Genomic DNA, 21,998 nt, shown 5'->3' with positions numbered 1-21,998 from the left:
AAATTTTATCAAATTAATAATTGGCCTATTATTTCGATATAATACGAATAAATAAAACTGAAATGCGGATGATTCTCCCTTTCGGAGCAAATTTTTATCCCGCAATTGGCATAAAAAAAGCTGGACAAAGCCAGCTTTCATTATTGAATATCCTTATGTTGATCAATCGTCGCCACCGGCGAACATCATGACATAATATAATAGGGTAGATACTGCACCCAGTGCTGCAACCACATAAGTCATCGCTGCCCATTTCAGCGCATCTTTCGACATGTCATGTTCCTGAGGTGTCACGATGTTGCGTTCACTGATCCACGCTAATGCTCGATTACTTGCATCAAATTCCACGGGCAGGGTAACCAGGGTAAATAAGGTTATGACAAACTGGCACGCGATCACGATCAGGATCACATTAGACCAGCCCATGCCTAATAAGATACCTCCTCCGAAAATGGAAGCCAGCATGATAAAATTCAGAATTCTACCACTGATATTCTGTACTGGCACCATGGCTGATCGAAACTGTAAGAAACTGTAAGCGCTAGCATGCTGCACGGCGTGGCCGCATTCGTGGGCCGCTACTGCTGCCGAAGCTGCAGATCGTCCGTGATAAACATCAGGACTTAAGTTGACCGTTTTGTTAGCGGGATTGTAATGGTCAGTCAATTGCCCCTCTACCGAAGTAACCGCCACATCGTAGATCTGATGATCCCGGAGCATGAGCTCTGCGATCTCTCTTCCGGAGAGACCCGACTGTATAGGAATTTGTGAATATTTCCTAAACTTCGATTTTAGCCTGTTGCTAACCGCAAGGCTAAGAATGAAAAAGAAAATAAATATGATCCAAAGCATCTTGTTTAAAATTAATTGTGTTTCAATTTATTAATAATTGAGGTAGTAGAGTACCCATCGACCAGCGCAATTGTTTCCACACTACCACCATTTTGAATTACGACATCTGCGCCCACAATGTTGTCGATTGTGTAGTCATTTCCTTTGACCAACACATCCGGGAGCAAAGCACTGATCAATGCTTGCGGAGTATCGTCTTCAAAAGCTACTACAGCATCTACAAAATCAAGCGCCGCTAACATCCGACTTCTGGCCAGAAGGTCATTGACCGGTCGACTTTCCCCTTTGAGCCTGCGTACAGAATCATCATCGTTAAGGCCTACGATCAATTTGTCACCAATCAATCTTGATTTTTCCAGATAATCAATATGACCCAAATGCAGGATATCGAAGCAGCCATTAGTGAAGACGACTTTCAAACCCTCCTTTTTCCATTTATCGGTGAGGATCTTCGCTTCGTGTAGTGTCGCTATTTTCAACTTCGTCGGTTTCACTTTTGGATCGTAGTAGGAGTCCTAAAAACAAAGCTAATGCACCTATAAGAGCGATGGCAATGATTTGCGAAGTATGTAAGAGTGTGGCCAAAAATAATCCGGTCACTTCAGGGATACCATAAATCAGTAAGAGAGCGGAGATCATGGCATGGTAGGTACCAAACCCACTTTGAACGGGTAGGGCAATGGCGATCCCTCCAGTCACGAGTAGCAATAGTCCTGCTTCCAGATCGAGGTGTGATGTGGATTCCAGTGAGAAAATGATCAAATAGGACATGAAGAAATACACCGTCCACAAAACGACCGTGGCGAATAGAAAGCCTGGCAGATTCCGGATTTTTGCAATGGCAAAAATGCCCTGAACAAGTTCTTGTATTAGCTTGCTGAGTTTAGGGAATTTGCCCTGTCGTAGGAGCAGCCACAAAACAATGATGCCAATACAACCAGCCACAATCAAGGCACCTAAGGCCCAGTAAATACCAGCGAAATCCGCATTGTTTAGATAGGGACTAAGAAAGCTTGAAAGCACGTCGTATTCCAGGATCAGAGCAATGATCAATAGCAGCAACAACGTGAGCATATCAACTATCCGCTCGGTGATTACTGTCCCGACCGATACCGTAAAAGGTATTTTATTGGTACGTTGTAAAAAGCCACATCGCACCACCTCTCCCAGGCGTGGTACGGCCAGGTTGGCAAAGTAGCCGATGATAATAGCCAGTGTTGTGGGATAGAGTTTCGGTTGGTAACCCAGTGCGCTGATCAGGATATTCCAGCGATAAGCCCGTGCAACGTAGGGAATTACGGAAATCACCAGACTGACAATGACCCAATTAAAGTTGACTTTGCTGAGATTGTTCCAGAATTCATTAAAATCTACATTCTTGAAAGCGAAGTAAATTAGAGCAACTGCCAGCGCAATTGGCAGGAGGATCTTGAATAAGTTGAGGAGTTTTTTCAGCATGTTTTGTACTAACTACCCGGAATGGAGCCAAACAGTGTGAAGCTGCTTATACCTGATTGTCTTCGTTAGGGAAGATGATAGTAGGTTCGTAAGTTTTCGCCTTTTCCCATTCCATACTACAATAGGAGATAATAATGATGATATCACCTACCTGCGCTTTTCTGGCTGCCGGGCCATTCAGGCAAATCTCTCCGGTTCCTCGTTCACCTTTGATGACATAAGTTTCCAATCGTTCTCCATTATCAATGTTGACGATCTGGACTTTCTCATTTTCTATGAGGTTTGCGGCATCCATTAAATCTTCATCAATGGTGATAGAACCTACATAGTGTAGTTCCGCCTGGGTGATCTTTACCCGATGAATTTTGGACTTTAAAATTTCTACAAACATCACGTTTAAGCTAATTGAGCCGCAAATATAGATTATCAATCAGTCTTATACCCTCAACGTAAGCCGCAACACACACGGCGATTTCCTCGATTTCGCCATAGTCCATCACTGGAATCAGGGTTCGAGCATTAATAATCTTGCAGTACTCAATAGTACAACCATCAATTCTTTCGTAAAATTCCGTCAACGAGGTAGTAATTTCCTGTACGTCCTTTTTCGAAAAGATTTCTGCTTTGGCTAACTCTAAACCTTTATAAATGTTTGAAGCGACTAATTTGCCATTCTCAGACAGGCGTAAATTTCGAGAGGATAAGGCCAGTCCTGAAGTTTCTCGTTTGGTCGGAACACCATTGACTCGCATATCAAAGAAAAGATCTTCTACCATGCGCTTCACAATCAAATATTGCTGTAGATCCTTGAGGCCAAAATACACTTCATGCGGATTGACTAAATGAAAGAATTTGGACAGCACCACACATACACCCTGAAAGTGACCAGGACGAAATTGACCTTCCATAACATTGGCCATAGCGCCCAGGTCAAAAGAAACCACAGGTACAGTCGGGTAGATTTCTTCCTCCACAGGTTTGAACACCGCATCAACACCCATGTCCTCTAACAAAGCAAAATCCGCGGTTTCTGTGCGAGGGTAGAGTTCGAAATCTTTGGGATCATTGAATTGTAACCGATTGACAAAAATCGAAACGATGGTGATATCATTTGCCGCCTGGCTGGCCCTAATCAATTCCTGATGCCCTTCATGCAATGCACCCATCGTAGGCACGTAACCAATGCGCTTGTTATTTTTTCTTAAATCTTCCTGGTAGTTCTTAATTTCCTGGACCTGAAGGCACTTTTGCATTGGTAGGATTAGGGTGAATTGGAATCGAAAATTGACAAAGAAACAAAATTTAGGTAATTTTGAGCCTCATTTTTCACACGACCTCTTGAATTAGTTCAATTTACTATGTCCAACATCAGAATTCTTTACGTGGCAAGCGAAATAAACCCATTTTTGAAAACCTCCGAGGTTGCGGATTTCGTAAGGAGGTTGCCACAGGCAATGCAGGAAAAAGGGATGGAGATTCGAATTCTGGTTCCAAGATTTGGTCTCATCAACGAGCGAAAGAATCGTCTTCACGAAGTGGTGAGATTGTCCGGAATTAATATTGCCGTGGGAGATGAAGAAAAGCCTTTGGTGATCAAAGTCGCTTCAATTCCTAATGCCAAATTGCAGGTCTACTTCATCGATAACGAAGACTACTTCCACAGAAAGTCGGTTTTCCTTGATAAAGAAGACAATTTCTATGAAGATAATGACGAAAGGGCAATATTCTTCTGTAAAGGCGTTTTAGAAACAGTTAAGAAATTAGGTTGGTCTCCTGACATCATTCACTGCAATGACTGGATGACCGGATTGATTCCTTTGTACGTGAAGTCTACTTACAAAAATGATCCGATCTTCAAGGATTCAAAGACCGTCTTCACGATGCACAACAATAAGTTTACCCACAAGTTTGGCGAAGACTTATTGGATAAAGTAAAAATGCTAGACATTGACGATAGCATGCTGGATCAGTTGAAATCTGCAGATTACGAAGGTTTCATCAAAATTGGGGTACAGTATGCCGATGCTGTTATTCATGCTGATGAAGAATCAACAGAAAGCTTTAACAAATTGGTATCTGAACTCTCCAATGAGAAGAAGATTGATACCATTGAACAAAACGAAAACTTCGAGGAATCCTACTACAACCTCTATAATGAACTTATTGGATAAGATCCTGAAAGGGGCAGCTTTGTCCCTTTTCTTGATCGCTTGTGAAGAACCAGGAGATTTAGGTTTAGAGCTTAATCCCGGGGACTCGGAGACGGAAGTCAATTTTCAGGAATTTGTACTTCCAGCTTCCACATTTTATATCGATAGCCTTCGTACGGATCGAGGAACTAACATTATCGTTGGGTCAAATACCGACTCCATTTATGGTGAAGTGACCTCAGAGACGTTTCTGGAACTCTCGTACGAATCAGGCCAGCTGCCTTTGGATTGCCTTGAATTGGTATCTGCTCGTCTCAACCTCCAGATTGACGATAAGCTGTCGTTGGAGGCAGTGGTGAATCTGGAATTGGAGATCAGGGCGCTGACAGATACGATTTACGGATCTAGAATATACGACAGGCAAGATGCCATTGGCGTGAATGACTTTGTGCTCGACACCTGGAATGTGAATGTTGGAATAGCTGATAGCATATACGGATTAGATGTAGGGCGTCGATTATATGGTCTCTTGTGGCAAGAAACAGAGGCCGCTGAGAATGTCAATGACATGTATTTTGGACTCAATATCAAAGCTACGGATGCGAGTGATGGCTTACTGGCGCTCAATATTTTTGCAGATACCACCGAGCTGATCATCACCACCAAGGATCCTTTGGATACGATGTATACGACTACTTATACCTTTGAAAATCACTTTAATCGGGTGACAAGGGACCGGACAGGTAGTCGCATGGCACCGTTGATCAACACTGGAGATTCGATCAGTGATGAAAATGGATATACGTATCTAAATGGGATAGCTGGCACCGTAGTGCGCCTGGATTTGGATCCGTTTTTAGATTTCGTTGCTTCTCAGGAAAATGTGATCATCAACAAGGCTGATATAGAGATCCCTACGGTGACTAATCGAGCCAATAGACTCCAGTCGGATGTGCCTGATATCAACCTTTATTTTTTTAAAGAAGAGACAGTGATCAATGGTCCTGGAATCGCCAACGACGTATTTAATACTGCTTTATTAGGAGAGAATGATTATTCGAACCTGACAGCACTCCCTACACCCCGCGTACTTACATTTTCGGAAGATGATTCTAATTATGCTAGTACAATCACTCTGTTTACCCAAAGTATCTTAACCGATCAGATCGCAGGAGATGAATTTCTAACTGATGATCTGGTTGTAATACCGACCTCAGGGCTGTACATTAGTCAGTCTACCATCCAAAATTCAGAGGTTAAACTAAAAGTTTTCTATACCATCGTAAAATAATCTACTATGTGTGGAATCGTAGCGTATGTAGGTGAAAGACCAGTCTTTCCAATATTGATTAAAGGGTTACAAAGATTAGAATACAGAGGTTACGACAGTGCCGGAGTAGCCATGATCGAACAGGGTTCGATCACCAATTACAAGAAAAAGGGAAAAGTAAGCGACCTAAAAGCCTTCGTAGGCGACAAGGATATCCAAAGCAGCATCGGTATAGGTCATACCCGGTGGGCAACGCACGGAGAACCCAACGATATCAATGCTCACCCGCATTTTTCTGAAAGTAAAGATCTTGCCATCATTCACAATGGTATCATTGAGAATTATGAAACCCTAAAGACGGAACTCACTAATAAAGGATACACTTTCGTTTCAGATACGGACACAGAAGTGTTTGTGAGTTTCATTGAGGACATTCAAAAAAGTGGGGACCTTCCATTGGAACAGGCAGTGCGAATAGCATTGACCCGTGTGGTTGGTGCCTATGCTACGGTGATTGTTTCTAAGTCTGATCCGGACAAATTGATCGCTGCAAGAAAAGGAAGTCCGTTGGTAATAGGCGTTGGACAGGGAGAATATTTTGTGGCTTCTGATGCGACACCAATCGTGGAGTATACCAATGAAGTGGTGTATCTGAACGATGAGGAAATTGCGGTGATCGAGCGAGATAACCTGACCATCAAAAACATCAGTGACGTAGAGCAAAGTCCTTACATCCAAACAGTGGACCTGGAGCTGGAGGCGATTGAGAAAGGTGGATACGACCATTTCATGCTCAAAGAGATCTTTGAGCAACCACATTCTATTGCAGATTGTCTTCGAGGCAGATTGAATGCTGAGACAGGCTCGTTAGTACTCGGTGGTATCCGTGACTATGCTGAGAAACTGACCAAGGCGGAAAAGATCGTGATCGTGGCGTGTGGAACGTCATGGCATGCCGGCCTGGTAGCAGAGTACATCTTTGAGGACCTATGTCGAATTCCTGTTGAAGTGGAATATGCTTCCGAATTCCGATATCGTAACCCAATCATTCGAGAAGGAGATGTCGTGATCGCGATCTCTCAATCCGGAGAAACAGCAGACACACTGGCTGCGATTGAATTAGCGAAATCAAAAGGAGCCATCGTCTTTGGAGTGGTCAATGCCGTGGGTTCGTCCATTGCCCGAACGTCACATGAAGGGGCTTACCTACACGCAGGTCCAGAGATAGGCGTAGCGTCAACCAAAGCATTTACAGCGCAATTGACTGTGTTGTCTATGATCGCGCTGAGAGTCGCTCAGATCAATGGCACCATTACGGAAAGGAAATACAGAGAGCTACTGATTGAACTTGAAAATATTCCAAATAAGGTCACGGAAGCGTTGAAATACAACGATAGGATCGAGACCATTTCCGATCTCTTCAAAGATGCGAGAAACTTCTTGTACCTGGGGCGGGGTTATAATTTCCCCGTCGCGCTGGAAGGGGCATTGAAATTGAAAGAGATCTCTTATATCCACGCAGAGGGCTACCCGGCAGCAGAGATGAAACACGGCCCGATCGCACTGATCGATGATCATATGCCGGTCGTTTTCATTGCTACCAGAGACAGTTCTTACGACAAGATCGTTTCGAACATCCAGGAGGTGAAGGCCAGAAAAGGTGTGGTAATCGCGATTGTGACGGAAGGAGACGTGCTTATTCCGAAGATGGCGGACTTTACAATTGAAGTACCTTCTACACATGAGATCTTGATGCCGCTGGTATCCGTAGTGCCTTTGCAGTTGCTTTCCTATCACATTGCTGTGATGCGTGGATGTAATGTGGATCAGCCTCGTAATCTGGCAAAATCTGTGACGGTAGAGTAGTCACATATCGCAAAAGATGCTCGAATCGGTATATTCGCATTAGCAATATCACCCTATATGAAAACCATTATTAAAACGGACAAGGCTCCTGCGCCTATTGGTCCTTATAACCAGGCAGTAATTGCCAATGGCGTGCTTTATGTTTCCGGACAGATCCCACTCGACCCGGCTACTGGTGAACTCGTGAGTGGTTCCATCGAAGAAGAAACAGAGATGGTCATGAAAAACCTTCAAGCCATTCTGGAAGCTGCCAACACGTCTTTTGATGCAGTCATAAAATGTTCGATCTTCATCAGTGACATGGGACAATTTGGGCAGATCAATGCCGTCTATGGTAATTACTTTGGTGAAGATGCTCCTGCACGAGAATGTGTGGAGGTCAGTCAATTGCCGAAAGGAGTAAATGTAGAGATTTCCTGCATGGCCCTGGTTTCATAATCGTTTCTAAAAACACATCAGCAGATGACAAAAGTGAGGGTGCGTTTCGCACCAAGCCCCACTGGTGGATTGCACATTGGAGGTGTAAGAACAGCGCTATTCAATTACTTGTTTGCCAGGAAAAACGGCGGTGACTTTGTGCTCAGGATCGAAGATACGGATCAAACGCGCTTTGTAGAAGGAGCGGAGGAGTACATCAAGGATACCCTCGACTGGCTGTCGATTCCTCCGGATGAAGGACCGGTACAAGGTGGTGAATTTGTTCCTTACCGGCAATCAGAAAGAAAAGACAGTTATCGCCAGTATGCCGAGCAATTGGTAAACGATGACCAGGCTTATTACGCATTTGATACGCCGGATGCCATCGAAGCCATGAAGGAAAAGCTAAAAGCTGCGGGTGTAACTAATCCCAGCTACAATGCGAGCTCGCGGATGTCCATGCAAAATTCATTGACGCTTTCAGCAGAGGAAGTAAAGCAGCGTATGAATAACGGTGATGCCTATACCATTCGGTTGAAGGTTCCCCAAAAAAAGGAAATCCGATTTCATGATATTATACGAGGCTGGGTGATGGTACATGCCATGAACCTGGATGACAAGGTATTATTGAAGTCGGACGGTATGCCTACATACCACCTGGCCAATGTTGTAGATGATCACCTAATGGAGATCAGTCACGTGATACGTGGGGAAGAATGGCTTCCTTCATTGCCAATCCACGTTTTGCTGTATGAATTTTTCGGATGGACGGACAGCATGCCCAAGTTCGCACACCTTCCGCTGTTGATGAAACCAGAAGGTGAGGGAAAACTCAGTAAAAGAGCTGCTGCAAAAGCCGGATTTCCAATATTCCCGCTTTCTTGGCAAGAATCAGTTTCAGGAGATCAGCACATTGGATTCAAGGAAAGAGGTTATTTACCGGAAGCATTGATCAACTTCCTTGCTTTCTTAGGTTGGAATCCTGGAGGAGAGCGGGAACTTTTCACGCTCGAAGAACTAGTGCAGGAATTCTCGCTGGAGCGTGTTGGAAAAGCAGGCACCAGATTTGATATAGAAAAGGCTAAATGGTTTAACCAGTATTATCTAAGAGAAACCCCGACCAAAGATCTTGTGGGTAATTACTTATCTGCTATAGCTCATGATTGTACTGAGGAAACGGCCGGAAAGATCATTGAACTGCTGAAGCCCAGATCTACTTTTCCGCAAGATTTTGTGGACCAGTCCAAATATTTCTTTGAGGACCCTACCGAATTCGATGAAAAGGTCATCCGCAAGAAGTGGAATGCAGAGGCGGTAAAGGGACTGGAGTTGTTTGCAGCGGCCATATCTGTGCATGCGCAGATTGGGCCAGAGGAAGCAAAAGAACTTTATTCCAATACGCTCAATGACGCAGGGATCAATCCTGGCAAAGTCATGCAGCCATTGCGATTGGCGCTTACAGGGCAGGGCTCTGGTCCTGATCTCATGATCATCATAGAAATCATGGGTGGTTTGTCGGTTGCAGAACGCATCTCTAGCTCAATAAATACGTTAGCTAAACATATAGATTAGCGTACCATGATCAGAAAGAAAGAACAAAAAGAAGAAAAAGCCAAGGTCCACAATGACCTGGACGGCTTTGATGTATCTATCAATACCTTCGGTGAAATCAAATCCAGTTTAAGTATTGATGAGATCAATAAATTTCTCAACCGTGAGGTTGATGATAAAAAACTAAGAGATCGCGAAGATCTCGATGAATTGAAGGGCTCGGAATAATCCGACCCTTTTTTTATTCCAATACAACTATTCACTACGCGGGATACCATGCAAGATGGTATAAGAACGCCTTTTTCTTGAGATCAATATTTGATTTCAGGGAGGAGTATTAATTTCGCAGACCGAAAACCCGGTTGAATTAACCTCAATTACTCCATCAGTCATGAAAATAGGCATCATCAAAGAAGGAAAAATTCCCATTGACAAACGTGTAGCGCTCACCCCGACGCAGGCCAAAGAGGTCATGCAGCGGTATCCAGGTGTGGAGGTAGTGGCACAACGGAGTGATATTCGGTGTTTTTCTGACGAAGATTATGAGAATGCTGGAATCAAATTGGTTGATTCAGTCGACGATTGTGATACGATATTAGGCGTAAAAGAGGTGCAGATCCCTGATTTGATCGCCAATAAGACCTTTTTCTTTTTCTCTCACACCATCAAGGAGCAGGCATACAACCGGAAGCTGCTTCAGGAAGTCTTGAAAAAGAACATCAGACTCATCGATTACGAGACGTTAACTGACGAAACCAGCAATCGTATCATTGCTTTCGGTAGATGGGCAGGTATCGTTGGCGCTTATAATGGCCTCTGGACATATGGAAAGCGCTACAACTTGTACAATATCCGAAGAGCACATGAGTGTTTTGACCTGGAGGACCTGAAAACAGAATATCCAAAAATTGATCTGCCTCCGATCAAGATAGCGATCACTGGGGGTGGCCGAGTCGCCAAAGGCGCCATGGAAGTTTTGCTTGGTGCGGGAATCAGAAAAGTAACGCCGGATGTTTTCCTGCATGAGCGATTAAAAGAGCCTGTTTTTACGCAACTCAATTCCAGAGATTATCATCACAAGAAAGACGGCTCTGCATTTAACCGTCATGAATTCTTTGATCATCCGGAAATGTATGATGGTGATTTCCTGAAATATGCAGCGGTCTCGGACCTACTCGTGGCTTGTGCCTATTGGGATCCTAAAGCACCTGTCCTTTTCAGCCCGGCTGATGTCATGTCAGAATCATTCAAATTGAGGGTGATTGCAGATGTGACTTGTGACATTGAAGGTTCTATACCTTCTACCAAACACGCTACGACCATCGATGATCCGATCTACGATTACAATCCTAGCGAGGATGCCGTAGAAAAAGCGTTAACTGATGAAGCGAACATCACTATGATGACCGTTGATAACTTACCTTGTGAATTGCCACGAGATGCATCAGAAAGCTTTGGAAACGAATTGATCAACAATGTATTGCCTCACTTGATCGGGGAAGACAAGCAAGAAGTCATTAAGCGCGCTACCATTACCAATGATGGCCAGTTGACAGAACGATACAAGTACCTCACGGATTATGTGAACGGATAATAAAAGAATCTTGCTCGTTGACTACAATTGGGAAAAAATTTTAAAATGATCAGAGGCCTGCCCACGAAGCAGGCCTTTGTTTTAGTGTGGTTTCGGCTTTTGAGCTTCTGAAAATTATTAGTGCAAAAAAGAAGCCCACCTCCAATTGGAAGCGGGCTTTTTACGCAATTATAAATATATACTCACTATTAACTTCCGCACATTTCGCAGCCTTCAGGATCGTCCAATGAACACTGCATAGCCGCCTGGTTTTGGCTCATTTCGGCTGCAGTTGGTGCTGCAACTTGCTCTGCTTTAGGCTGAACCGCTTCTTCTTTTTGTACCGTAAACTTGATGGCATCAGTTGCCGCCTTGGTACGCAAGTAGTACATGCCTGTTTTCAGACCTTTCTTCCATGCATAGAAGTGCATAGAGGTCATTTTACCAAAGTTGGCATCTGTCAGGTGGATGTTCATACTCTGGCTTTGGCAGATGTATGCGCCACGATCAGCAGCCATATCGATGATAGACTTCTGAGAAATCTCCCATACGGTTCTGTACAGATCCTTGATATTTTGGGGGATTTCAGGAATGTCCTGGATCGAGCCATTGTTGGCTTTGATCTTGTTCATCATGTTATCATCCCATAAGCCTAGCTTGATCAGGTCTTGCATCATGTACTTATTCGCTACGATGAACTCACCTGAAAGTACACGACGGACGTAAAGGTTCGAAGTGAAAGGCTCGAAACACTCATTGTTTCCTAAGATCTGAGAAGTAGAAGCGGTTGGCATTGGAGCAACCAACAATGAGTTACGCACACCATGTTTTCTAACCTTTTGCTTCAGATCATACCAATCCCAACGTCCTGTATTAGGGTCTACACCCCACATATCGAATTGGAAGATACCTTTCGATACCGGAGAACCTTTGAATGTTTCATATGGACCTTCTACTTGTGCCATTTCCATGGACGTTTCCATAGCAGCGAAGTAGATGGTTTCGAAGATTTCGGCGTTCAGTTGTCGCGCTTCGGGAGAATCGAAAGGATATCTCATCATCGCGAACGTGTCTGCCAGGCCTTGTACACCGAGACCAATAGGTCTGTGGCGCATATTGGACGTTTTGGCTTCAGGAACCGGATAGTAGTTGACATCAATTACCTTATTCAGGTTACGGGTCGCTACTTTGGTGATTTCATAAAGCTTCTGGTGGTCAAAAGTCTGATCTTCTTTCACAAACTTAGAAAGAGCAATTGATGCCAGGTTACATACGGCTACTTCATCTTTAGAGGTGTACTCCATGATCTCCGTACACAAGTTGCTCGAACGGATGGTACCGAGGTTCTTCTGATTGGATTTCTTGTTTGCGTGATCTTTATAAAGAATGTATGGCGTTCCTGTCTCAATCTGAGATTCAAGGATTTCAAACCATAATTCCTGCGCTTTAACAGTTCTTCTGGCTTTGCCTTCCTTCTCGTACTTTTCATACAGCTTCTCAAATTCGTCGCCGTACGTGTCGTAAAGATTAGGAGCTACATCAGGAGAGAACAAAGACCAATCGCCGTTTTCTTCTACTCGCTTCATGAACAAATCCGGAATCCAGATTGCGTAGAAGAGGTCTCTTGCCCGCATTTCTTCCTTACCATGGTTCTTTTTCAGGTCCAGGAATTCGAAGATGTCTGCATGCCATGGCTCCAAATAGATCGCGAAGCTTCCTTTTCTCTTTCCGCCACCCTGATCAACATAACGAGCAGTCATGTCGAAGTTACGGAGCATCGGTACGATCCCGTTGGAAGTACCGTTGGTGCCTTTGATGTAGGCTCCGGTTGCGCGGATGTTATGGATGCTAAGGCCGATTCCTCCTGCCGATTGAGAAATCTTGGCACATTGTTTTAGTGTGTCGTAAATACCATCGATGCTGTCGTCTTGCATAGACAAAAGGAAGCAAGAAGAAAGCTGAGGTTTTGGTGTACCCGCGTTGAACAAGGTAGGAGTCGCGTGCGTGAACCACTTTTCAGACATTAAATTATACGTCTGAATCGCTGAATCGATATCCTCGCCGTGGATACCAACCGCAACCCTCATGATCATGTGCTGAGGTCTTTCTACGATCTTGCCGTCAAGGTTCATCAGATAAGAACGCTCCAGCGTCTTGAATCCAAAGAAATCGTAGTTGTAATCTCTTGAATAGTCTACCGCGTCATCTAGTCTTTTGGCGTTGTTCTTCACAACTCCGTAAGTCTCGGTAGATACTAATGCCGCATTTTCACCCGTCTTAGGATTGACGTGGGTATACAGGCGCTTCATGGTGTTTGAGAATGACTCTGAAGTTACTTTGTGCAGGTTAGAAATAGAGATTCTGGCCGCAAGCTTTGCAAAATCAGGGTGACGGGTAGTCATGGTAGCAGCAACTTCAGCAGCCAGATTATCCAGCTCTACGGTGGTTACTCCATCATACAATCCATCGATTACCTTTTTCGCAATCTCAACGGGCTTTACAAAATCCTGGTTCAATCCTGAACACAACTTCTCAATTCTCGCTGTGATTTTGTCAAATTTTACGGACTCTCTACGTCCGTCTCTTTTTACTACTAACATGGTTCGGCGATTAGGACACTATATATAATTGCATTAAAAATCCTCATCCAGACTAAACTTTGGACCCTCTTTGTCGGCATTCAGAACACCAGCTTTCTGATACTCGCCAACGCGTTTCTCAAAGAAATTCGTTTTTCCTTGCAAAGAGATCATCTCCATGAAATCAAACGGATTTGAGGATTGATATATTTTAGAACAGCCTAACTCCATCAACAATCGGTCGGCTACAAACTCGATGTATTGGCACATCAGGTCAGCATTCATCCCGATCAATTTAACTGGGAGTGCATCTGTTACAAATTCTTTTTCTATTTCTACCGCATCAGAGATAATCTTTTGTACGGTTTCAGGGGCGAGCTTATTGATCAGGTGATTGTTGTACAGCAAGCATGCAAAATCGCAGTGCAAGCCTTCATCACGAGAGATCAATTCATTTGAAAAACTCAGGCCTGGCATCAGGCCTCTTTTCTTCATCCAGAAGATAGAGCAGAAACTACCGGAAAAGAAGATACCCTCAACCGCTGCGAACGCGATGAGTCTTTCTGCAAAACTTCCTTCATCGATCCAACGTAGCGCCCAATCTGCTTTCTTCTTCACGCAATCCATGGTATCGATGGCGTTGAAGAGGTGATCCTTCTCTTTAGGATCTTTGACGTACGTATCTATTAATAAGGAGTAGGTTTCTGAATGAATGTTTTCAATAGCAATTTGGAATCCGTAAAAGAATTTTGCTTCTGTGTATTGTACCTCTGCTACGAAGTTCTCTGCCAGGTTTTCGTTGACGATACCATCGCTTGCCGCGAAAAATGCTAATACATGACTAATAAAGTGACGTTCTCCATCTGTCAATCCCTTCCAATCTTTCAGATCCTGTCCCAGGTCGATTTCTTCAGCGGTCCAAAAGCTTGCTTCTGCTTTTTTATAGAACTGCCATATGTCATCATGTTGAATCGGGAAGAGAACAAAGCGATTGCTATTCTCTTTCAGAATCGGTTCCTCCAACTGTGCGTTAACCTCACTGCTCATGGTAAGCCTTTAATAATTAAATAATTCTACCTTGTACCACAATGACAAATAGCCTAGGCATAATGTTCCTATCATAAGAACATATTTTTCAATGCTTACAAGCCAGTTTGGTGTTTTGGGTGAGGAATCACCCCTACAAGAAAAGTGGTCTAAATTTTTTCCGGCAGACTTTTACAAATGTCCTCAAAACCGGTTTAAAAATCAAACGGCCGGTTCAAGGGGCTTTTGATTTATCAACAGGGTGTGGATAACTCTATAACGTGCAGATATACAAAAGGTTACGTTATGTTTTTCAATTTAGACTTCATTAAATATGCCAAAAATTGAGGGTGCGAATTTCAAAAAATGAAGCCAAAAAAAATTATCCACATGTTATCTGGATTTAATACGGGCATATCATTTGACTTTAATGTGCAAAAGTCTATCTTTGCAGTCCTTTTTTGAAAAATAGAAATCGATGTACGCAATTGTAGATATCGCCGGGAAGCAGTTCAAAGTAGAGAAAGATAAGTTCGTTTACGCTCCTTTGTTAGATCAGGAAGCAGGTAGCACAGTGGACTTTGACAATGTTTTGCTTGTGGATGATGAAGGCAAAGTAAAGGTAGGTACACCCACTTTGAAAGGTGCCAAAGTCTCTGGTAAAGTCCTGGAGCATGTGAAAGGTGACAAAGTCATCGTTTTCAAGAAGAAGAGAAGAAAAGGCTATAAGGTGAAAAACGGTCACCGTCAGCAGTTCTCTAAGGTTTTAATCGAAGACATCAAAAACTAATAAACCATGGCTCATAAGAAAGGAGTAGGTAGCTCGAAAAACGGCCGGGAGTCGGAAAGTAAACGACTTGGTGTGAAAATCTATGGTGGACAGGCGGCAATCGCTGGCAACATCATTGTAAGACAAAGAGGAACGAAGCATCATCCTGGAGATAACGTAGGGATTGGTAGAGATCACACGTTGTTTGCTTTGATTGATGGAACTGTTCGATTCCAAAAAGGAGCACGTAACAGATCATTTGTTCACATCGATCCGGCACAAGCCTGATCAAAAGAAACTAACTTGCAAGCACGATGAAAATCGTGCTTTTTTTTTGGGACTCACTTTTTCTAGCATGTTTCTGAACAGTATCTCCTATTATTTGCCAGAACAGCGAATCAGTAATGATTATTTTACTGATCTGTCCGGAATCTCGGACGACTGGATTATTGAACGAACAGGAATAAAGGAAAGGCGCCGGGCGGCGGCTGATGAAAACACCCATACGATGGCCATCGAGGCGGTTAAGCGCATGGATAAAGACTTATCCGATGTGGATTTGATCGTTGGAGCAACCTATACGCCTCACGATACCATTGTTACACTGGCCCACGCCATTCAGAATCACCTGGATGTTTCAGATATTCCCACGGTTACTATTACCTCAGCTTGCTCCTCTTTTATCAATGCAGCTGAAATCGTAGAAGGCTATTTTGCGATGGGCAAGGCCAAAAAGGCCTTGGTGGTTACTTCAGAGCACAACACGGCTTTCAGTAATGATGCAGAACCCAAGTCCGGGCCGCTTTGGGGAGATGCTGCGGCGGTCTCGTTGTTCGAAAAAGAACCCTCACCTGGCGGGTTGACAGTAAAAGCAATAAAATCAGCTGGGGCCGCCAATATTGGAAAGGCCATGGATGGGGTAATGCTGAGGGTAAAAACAGGTATGTCTATGCCTAATGGCAAGGATGTGTTCATCAATGCCTGTGCTAAGATGTCGAATATCACTGAACAGATTCTGACAGAAAACAATTATCAGCTTGCGGATCTGAACTACCTCGCGCCACATCAGGCCAATTACAGGATCACCAAAAAAGTATTAAGTAATCTCGGGTTAACAGCAGAAAAAGCCCTGTCCAATATTCAGTACCTGGGAAATACGGGATGTGCAGGAGCCGTCATCGCAATGGGTGAGAAATGGCATGATTTTAAGGCCGGAGATGTCGTTGTGTCCTCTGTTTTTGGTGGCGGATACAGCTACGGCTCGATGTTAATGGTGAAGTAGCTAATTCTTGTTTCTGAACTTAAAAGAATTCTGGTCGCTTCGAATTGACATTTAGGCTTGTCCATGAAATTTATTCTGGAGCCCTGAGTTTGCCTTTCCGGCAATCAGGCCTTTGAAGGGTGTAAACTTTAGTTTGAGCTTGTCCAAAACAAAGAAGCCATCCTGTTCGGGATGGCTTCAAAGTCTTTATAAGAAGGTTGAAAATTAGGCACTTACCTCTTCGGGTTTGGGATTTTTCCTTGGCCTTCCTGGAAGAACTGTGGTTTCTTTGAAACCGTTTTTATAAAGTTTCTTTCTCGTTTTCCAAACTTTATAATTGTTCTTGTTCCCTACTTCAAATTGCCATTTCATGTGTTCAGATGGCGTCATCCACTTCAGATTACTGGAACTATTGTTCCTTGGGTTGTTGTCCTCGTGAATGATCATGGTCTTCTCACCATCGCCATTGTCAACAAAGGCTTTGGCCACTTCTTTGTGTGGATAAACCGTTCTTCTTCGACCATCATCATCGATTAGATCCAAGAAGTAACATTTGCACGTCTTATTCCAACGTTGCTTCATCAACTTGCCTTTCAGGGTCATGTGAGTTTTACTCCCCCTGTGCCATGTTTTTCTTGTTTTACTTCTAATCTTACCTCGACTGGAAACTTCGTAATTCTGGAAGCCTGGGATACCAGCCCATAATTCTTCGGCTTTATCGCCTTTTGCGTTTGCCATAAAATTTTGCTCGTTTGGTTGAAACCATCAATTATGTCATGACTGGTCTTAATGAGGCTTATAGAGCTGTAAAAATACTAATTTTAATTTTCTTAAAACTGTTTTTGCTAAAAACATTACGAACTATTTTCTTTTAAGAATGCGTAAAATACAAACGATTTCATTTTTTCTTTTTTTTATGACAGGGTACGCACAAGAAATGGTTAATGCTGACTTTTCCGAATTCCTGAACTATGACGGAACTGATCTTGGACTTGCGCGAAACGACCATGAATATACATTGAAAGTATGGTCACCGTACGCGAAGCGGATGGAGCTAAAATTATACTCAAGTGAAAATCATAAAATTCCAGTGGCATCGTTGGATATGAAAATTTCAAGATACGGTATTTGGGAAATAACTTTTTTACAGAAAGCGGAATATAGCTTTTATCGGCTCCAATCTACCTATGAAAATGAAACCAAAAATGAAGTTGTTGATCCCTATGCAAGGGTGGTTACTGTCAATGGAGAAATGGGTGTTTTGGCATTTCCGGAAGAGGCCAATCCTCAGGGATGGATGATTGATATGGGACCGGTTTATTCCTCCATGACCGACATGATCATTTATGAACTTCATGTACGTGATTTTTCAATTTCCGACTTATCGGGGCATCAGTCCAAAGGCAAATTCATAGCTTTTACAGAATCAGGAACTAAACTGCCTACAGGTACATCCACAGGCCTCGATCATTTAGTTGAGTTAGGGATCACTCATGTTCATTTGCTACCCGTCTTTGATTTTCGATCCATCGATGAGGCAGCATCAGCCCGACAACAATTCAACTGGGGATACGACCCTTTGAATTACAATGTACCTGAAGGTTCATACTCGACTGATCCGTATGATCCCTTGACTCGAATCCGTGAATTCAAACAAATGGTCATGGCTTTGCATGAGAAAGGAATAGGAGTAATCATGGATGTGGTTTACAACCATACGGGCCCAACCTGGGATTCTAATTTTAATCAACTTGTCCCTGATTATTATTATCGACAAGATACGAAGGGTGGTTTTTCGAATGCCTCGGCCTGTGGCAATGAAACGGCCTCCGAGCGATTCATGATGCGCAAGTTCATGATTGAATCGCTGAAATATTGGGCACAAGAGTATCACATTGATGGCTTTCGGTTCGATTTGATGGGCATTCATGATATCACGACGATGAATGAGATTTCCGATGAGCTGAAGTCAATTAATCCCTCAATTATCCTGTATGGAGAAGGTTGGGCCGCCGGACCTAGTCCTTTACCCGAGATAGAGCGTGCGATAAAAGCCAACACCATGCAGCTCAAACAAATTGCGGCCTTCAGTGATGACTTACGTGATGGTGTCAAAGGAAGTGTGTTTGTCCATCAAGAGACAGGTTTTGCCACGGGGCTGTCAAAAGCCAAGGAAAGCATCAAATTCGGAATAGTTGGTGCCACACAACACCCACAGATCAATTATGCTAGTGTCAACTACAGCAAAGCACCATGGGCCAATTCACCCGAGCAATGCATCAACTACGTATCCTGTCACGATAACCTGACGCTTTGGGATAAGATCAATATTTCCAGACCAGATGCTTCGGAGCAGGAAAAAATTGAGATGCACAAACTGGCCAATACCATCGTGCTTACTTCGCAGGGAATTCCATTTCTGCATGGCGGTGTAGAATTCCTAAGGTCAAAAAATGGAGAACACAATTCTTTTGAAAGTCCAGATGCGATCAACAGCATCAAATGGGAACAAAAGGACCAATATCTCGAAGTATATGATTACTACCGCTCTCTGATCGCATTGCGGAAAGCACATCCTGCTTTTCGAATGACAGACCCAAAAGTGCTTCAGGCCAAGCTGGTTTTCATGGAAGAGGAGCACCCGAACTTACTCGGCTATTGGCTAAACGATTATGCCAATGGTGATGAATGGGAAAATATTGGTGTTTGTTTCAATGGCGGAGCCAAGCCTTTGGAAGTAGAGCTCCCGGCTGGAAATTGGCAGCTAGTTGTAGCAGAGGGAAAAGCTGATTTGAATCACAAAATCATTGGTAAAAAAATTGTGATTGCACCTTATTCCGCAACGATATTTCACAATTAACTTTCACATTATATCCCTATGTCATGCTGAGCCTGGTTGTCACGCTGAGGCTCTCGCCAACCTGCCGGCTAGGTAGGAAGTGTGACATCTAATCAATAATCCCCATGATCTTCATCAACTCCGAAGCATTGGTAGAGTGACACTTTCCTTCATGAAGGTAATAATCGAAAACCAACTGATCATCCTTCATCACGCTATTAAAGCTGAGGTTTCGCACTTTATCATGCTCCAGGTAATGATCGGCCAGGTCCAGGTCGTGGGTAGAAATGAATCCGGTCGATTCCTTAGCGATCAATCGTTGAATAATTCCTAATGCACCGATATGGCGATCATGTGAATTCGTGCCTTTCAAAATTTCGTCGAGAAGGAAGAGTACATCCGATTCTCTTTCTTCCAACAGCGTAAAGAGCCCCTGAATCCTTTTTAACTCTGCATAAAACGAAGACGCACCTTGCGAAAGATCATCCTGGGTTCGCATGGATGTGTAGGGAAGAAAATTAGAAAGGGTCAAACTTTCAGCACATACGGGTAGACCAGCCCAGGCCATAATGGTATTGATCCCCATTGTCCTCAAAAAGGTACTTTTACCTGACATGTTCGAACCAGTGATCAGGTTCATCCGGGCATCCAATTGAAAGTCATTACTAACCCGCTGCCCTGCTTTGAGCAGTGGATGTCCGACTACCTCGCCTTTCCAAACTTTTTCACCTCCCTGCAAATCCGGTACCGTAAATTCCGGATGCAACTGCCAATAGGAAGCACAACTTGCATGTGCTTCAAAGAAGCTGATCGCCTCGATCCATGTTTGAAAGTCCTTGCCATTTTTCCTTGACCACCAATTCATGAGGAAGCCGCTGTAGATGTCCACTAGGAAAACGAGATTGACCATAGGCCACATCAAGTTGCCTCTGGAGTCCAACAAGAAAATAATCTGACGTAGTTGCCCAATCGCTTTCATGGCTTTTTGATCCACCAGGTTTTGAGTTTTCAATAAAGTGGGGGAAGCAAATTTTCCGTTGACGATGTGGTCCATACCCAACAAAAAGCCCTGTAAATATTTCAGTAGGATGCCGGTACGAACTGCTTTCCGTTGAATTTTGAAGTTATATACGCCTAGCACCGTGCCATTGGTCAGCACGGCCACCCAAACATATCCTGATGGCAATAGATTGATGGCGAAACCGATGAGTATCGCAACTGTAATCAGGCCTAGGACAATGGCAGCGATCAGATAAAATGGAGAGTATGGTTTATCGGAAGAAAAATCAATCTTTCCCTTCGCGTCTTGCAACAGCCGCATTTTTGACTGAAAACCAATGCGCCAGCTCTCCTGATCACGGAGTTCGGCAATGGCTTGTTGGCGCTCAGTGGCTTCCTGTTTGCTGACCGGGGTTTTCAGCCAGTTGGCCAACAAATCACTCGATCCATATAAATTGGTCCGATTGATATGCTGAAAGAGGGAATGCTTCCCGAAGATGTCCAGGTCATGAGCATAGGGATGTCCCGGTTCATGATATTGATCACCGGTGGCTAGCCCATCCAGGTCGCCATTCAGTCGTTTGATTTCTTCCTCATCAATTGCTACCAGGTTCTTTGTAAGCAGCTTTTTATTTTCGTTGGCTTTGTCTTTGTTCAGGATAACAAAGAAGAGGATGAAAAACGCAACACTTAAATAGGGAGCAATCGCCATTTCAGGGTCACTAATGGCCCAGATAAGCCAGGCAACACCAATTAGGAAGCTCAATATCCTGGCAGAAACGATTTGCGAACCTTTCGCTACAAGCGCCTTCAATTGAGTTTGGTGTTCCTGCATACGTTGTTGCAGGTGGTCAGATACATTCATTCGATAAAGCTAGATCGACCTATAGGTACGGATGGTCACTTATTTGGGTTGAGAAAGTTTATGATTTAGACTCCTCGAACCTCTTTGGAGCATACAGAAACCCAAAAGCACGTCCACCTTCTTTAGAATGACTTTCATGATGAATGTAATGTGCGTTGATGATCCGGCGCATGTAGCGATGTTTCGCCTTGAATTTGATCTTGATTCGTCGGTGGACGATGACATCATGAAAGATGAAATAGAAAATGCCATATCCCAGAATGCCAAAGCCAATGAATTTCAGCCAGGAAACGGATGCCACTTCAAATCCGATCACAATCAGCGCTACAGAAGGAATGCTGAAGACCAGGGCGAACAAGTCATTCATTTCAAGCGGATGCGGATGCACTTTATGGTGCGAACGATGCCAGGACCACAGGAACCCATGCATGATGTATTTGTGTGTAAACCAGGCAATGCCTTCCATAAAGAAGAAGGTACCAACCACCAGTAGTGTATTGATCGCTATTGACATGGTGTGAAG

At 43.7% G+C, this 21,998-nt stretch carries 21 protein-coding genes; 11 read left to right on the top strand and 10 right to left on the bottom strand.

All coding sequences use genetic code 11. The annotated features are described in order from the left end of the window. Positions 1 to 162: 162 nt before the first annotated feature. The 5 genes from R8G66_29990 to panC are packed head-to-tail and all read right to left on the bottom strand — an operon-like array spanning position 163 to position 3,563. A complete protein-coding gene (locus R8G66_29990) occupies positions 163 to 852 on the bottom strand; it encodes a zinc metallopeptidase (GenBank protein ID MDW3196646.1) in 690 nt (229 codons plus the stop codon). 11 nt (positions 853 to 863) lie between these two features. Next, positions 864 to 1,325, bottom strand: coding sequence for a D-glycero-beta-D-manno-heptose 1-phosphate adenylyltransferase (rfaE2, locus tag R8G66_29985; GenBank protein ID MDW3196645.1), 462 nt, complete (start codon positions 1,323 to 1,325; stop codon positions 864 to 866). After that, positions 1,288 to 2,310 (bottom strand): lysylphosphatidylglycerol synthase transmembrane domain-containing protein, encoded by a 1,023-nt coding sequence (locus tag R8G66_29980; GenBank protein MDW3196644.1) that lies wholly within the window; start codon positions 2,308 to 2,310, stop codon positions 1,288 to 1,290. The genes rfaE2 and R8G66_29980 overlap by 38 nt, the downstream gene beginning before the upstream one ends. A gap of 46 nt (positions 2,311 to 2,356) precedes the next feature. Then, positions 2,357 to 2,701 carry an aspartate 1-decarboxylase gene (locus R8G66_29975; GenBank protein MDW3196643.1) on the bottom strand — a complete coding sequence of 115 codons (345 nt, stop codon included), beginning with the start codon at positions 2,699 to 2,701 and terminating at the stop codon, positions 2,357 to 2,359. Positions 2,702 to 2,711: 10 nt separating this feature from the next. Continuing rightward, the gene (panC, locus tag R8G66_29970) at positions 2,712 to 3,563 is read right to left on the bottom strand and encodes a pantoate--beta-alanine ligase (GenBank protein MDW3196642.1); all 852 of its coding nucleotides are present in this window, start codon (positions 3,561 to 3,563) and stop codon (positions 2,712 to 2,714) included. A 105-nt stretch (positions 3,564 to 3,668) separates the two neighbouring features. Between panC and R8G66_29965 the strand changes: the two genes are divergently transcribed. From R8G66_29965 to R8G66_29935, 7 genes are all read left to right on the top strand, one after another. Then, positions 3,669 to 4,481 carry a glycogen/starch synthase gene (locus R8G66_29965; GenBank protein ID MDW3196641.1) on the top strand — a complete coding sequence of 271 codons (813 nt, stop codon included), beginning with the start codon at positions 3,669 to 3,671 and terminating at the stop codon, positions 4,479 to 4,481. Then, positions 4,465 to 5,751, top strand: coding sequence for a DUF4270 family protein (locus R8G66_29960; GenBank protein ID MDW3196640.1), 1,287 nt, complete (start codon positions 4,465 to 4,467; stop codon positions 5,749 to 5,751). Before R8G66_29965 ends, R8G66_29960 begins: the two co-directional genes overlap by 17 nt. Positions 5,752 to 5,757: 6 nt before the next feature. Next, positions 5,758 to 7,596, top strand: coding sequence for a glutamine--fructose-6-phosphate transaminase (isomerizing) (gene glmS, locus R8G66_29955; protein MDW3196639.1), 1,839 nt, complete (start codon positions 5,758 to 5,760; stop codon positions 7,594 to 7,596). Positions 7,597 to 7,653: 57 nt separating this feature from the next. Continuing rightward, the gene (locus tag R8G66_29950) at positions 7,654 to 8,034 is read left to right on the top strand and encodes a RidA family protein (protein ID MDW3196638.1); all 381 of its coding nucleotides are present in this window, start codon (positions 7,654 to 7,656) and stop codon (positions 8,032 to 8,034) included. 24 nt (positions 8,035 to 8,058) lie between these two features. Then, positions 8,059 to 9,585: a glutamate--tRNA ligase gene (gene gltX / locus R8G66_29945; GenBank protein ID MDW3196637.1), complete on the top strand. Its 1,527-nt coding sequence runs from the start codon at positions 8,059 to 8,061 to the stop codon at positions 9,583 to 9,585. Between the two features lie 6 nt (positions 9,586 to 9,591). After that, positions 9,592 to 9,792, top strand: a complete 201-nt coding sequence (locus tag R8G66_29940; protein MDW3196636.1) for a hypothetical protein — start codon at positions 9,592 to 9,594, stop codon at positions 9,790 to 9,792. A gap of 163 nt (positions 9,793 to 9,955) precedes the next feature. Further along, positions 9,956 to 11,158, top strand: a complete 1,203-nt coding sequence (locus tag R8G66_29935) for an NAD(P)-dependent oxidoreductase (GenBank protein MDW3196635.1) — start codon at positions 9,956 to 9,958, stop codon at positions 11,156 to 11,158. A gap of 188 nt (positions 11,159 to 11,346) precedes the next feature. Here the strand turns inward: R8G66_29935 and R8G66_29930 are convergent, their stop codons facing one another. Together R8G66_29930 and R8G66_29925 are read right to left on the bottom strand one after the other, a co-directional pair. Further along, complete coding sequence (locus tag R8G66_29930) at positions 11,347 to 13,737, bottom strand: ribonucleoside-diphosphate reductase subunit alpha (protein ID MDW3196634.1); 2,391 nt, start codon at positions 13,735 to 13,737, stop codon at positions 11,347 to 11,349. A 33-nt stretch (positions 13,738 to 13,770) separates the two neighbouring features. Continuing rightward, a complete protein-coding gene (locus R8G66_29925; GenBank protein MDW3196633.1) occupies positions 13,771 to 14,763 on the bottom strand; it encodes a ribonucleoside-diphosphate reductase small subunit in 993 nt (330 codons plus the stop codon). A 457-nt stretch (positions 14,764 to 15,220) separates the two neighbouring features. On the opposite strand from R8G66_29925, the gene rplU reads away from it, so the two are divergent. The 3 genes from rplU to R8G66_29910 all read left to right on the top strand — a co-directional run bounded on the left by rplU (position 15,221) and on the right by R8G66_29910 (position 16,793). Further along, entirely contained in the window at positions 15,221 to 15,532 is a 312-nt protein-coding gene (gene rplU, locus R8G66_29920) for a 50S ribosomal protein L21 (protein MDW3196632.1), read from the top strand. 6 nt (positions 15,533 to 15,538) lie between these two features. Then, positions 15,539 to 15,799 (top strand): 50S ribosomal protein L27, encoded by a 261-nt coding sequence (gene rpmA, locus R8G66_29915; GenBank protein MDW3196631.1) that lies wholly within the window; start codon positions 15,539 to 15,541, stop codon positions 15,797 to 15,799. 67 nt (positions 15,800 to 15,866) lie between these two features. Then, a complete protein-coding gene (locus R8G66_29910) occupies positions 15,867 to 16,793 on the top strand; it encodes a ketoacyl-ACP synthase III (protein ID MDW3196630.1) in 927 nt (308 codons plus the stop codon). A gap of 204 nt (positions 16,794 to 16,997) precedes the next feature. Here the strand turns inward: R8G66_29910 and R8G66_29905 are convergent, their stop codons facing one another. Next, positions 16,998 to 17,510, bottom strand: a complete 513-nt coding sequence (locus R8G66_29905; GenBank protein MDW3196629.1) for an NUMOD4 domain-containing protein — start codon at positions 17,508 to 17,510, stop codon at positions 16,998 to 17,000. A 178-nt stretch (positions 17,511 to 17,688) separates the two neighbouring features. Here R8G66_29905 and pulA point away from each other — a divergent pair, with 178 nt between their 5' ends. Continuing rightward, positions 17,689 to 19,632, top strand: coding sequence for a type I pullulanase (gene pulA, locus R8G66_29900; protein MDW3196628.1), 1,944 nt, complete (start codon positions 17,689 to 17,691; stop codon positions 19,630 to 19,632). A gap of 88 nt (positions 19,633 to 19,720) precedes the next feature. On the opposite strand, the gene R8G66_29895 is transcribed toward pulA, so the two are convergent. Both R8G66_29895 and R8G66_29890 read right to left on the bottom strand, forming a co-directional pair. Next, on the bottom strand, positions 19,721 to 21,475 hold the full coding sequence (locus R8G66_29895) for a hypothetical protein (protein ID MDW3196627.1): 1,755 nt from the start codon (positions 21,473 to 21,475) through the stop codon (positions 19,721 to 19,723). Between the two features lie 58 nt (positions 21,476 to 21,533). Next, entirely contained in the window at positions 21,534 to 21,989 is a 456-nt protein-coding gene (locus R8G66_29890; protein MDW3196626.1) for a beta-carotene hydroxylase, read from the bottom strand. Positions 21,990 to 21,998: the final 9 nt, after the last annotated feature.

Source organism: Cytophagales bacterium (assembly GCA_033344775.1).
Classification (GTDB): Bacteria; Bacteroidota; Bacteroidia; order Cytophagales; family Cyclobacteriaceae; genus JAWPMT01.
Note: the sequence above shows the minus strand (reverse complement) of the source record. Positions and strands in the feature narration are given on the sequence as shown.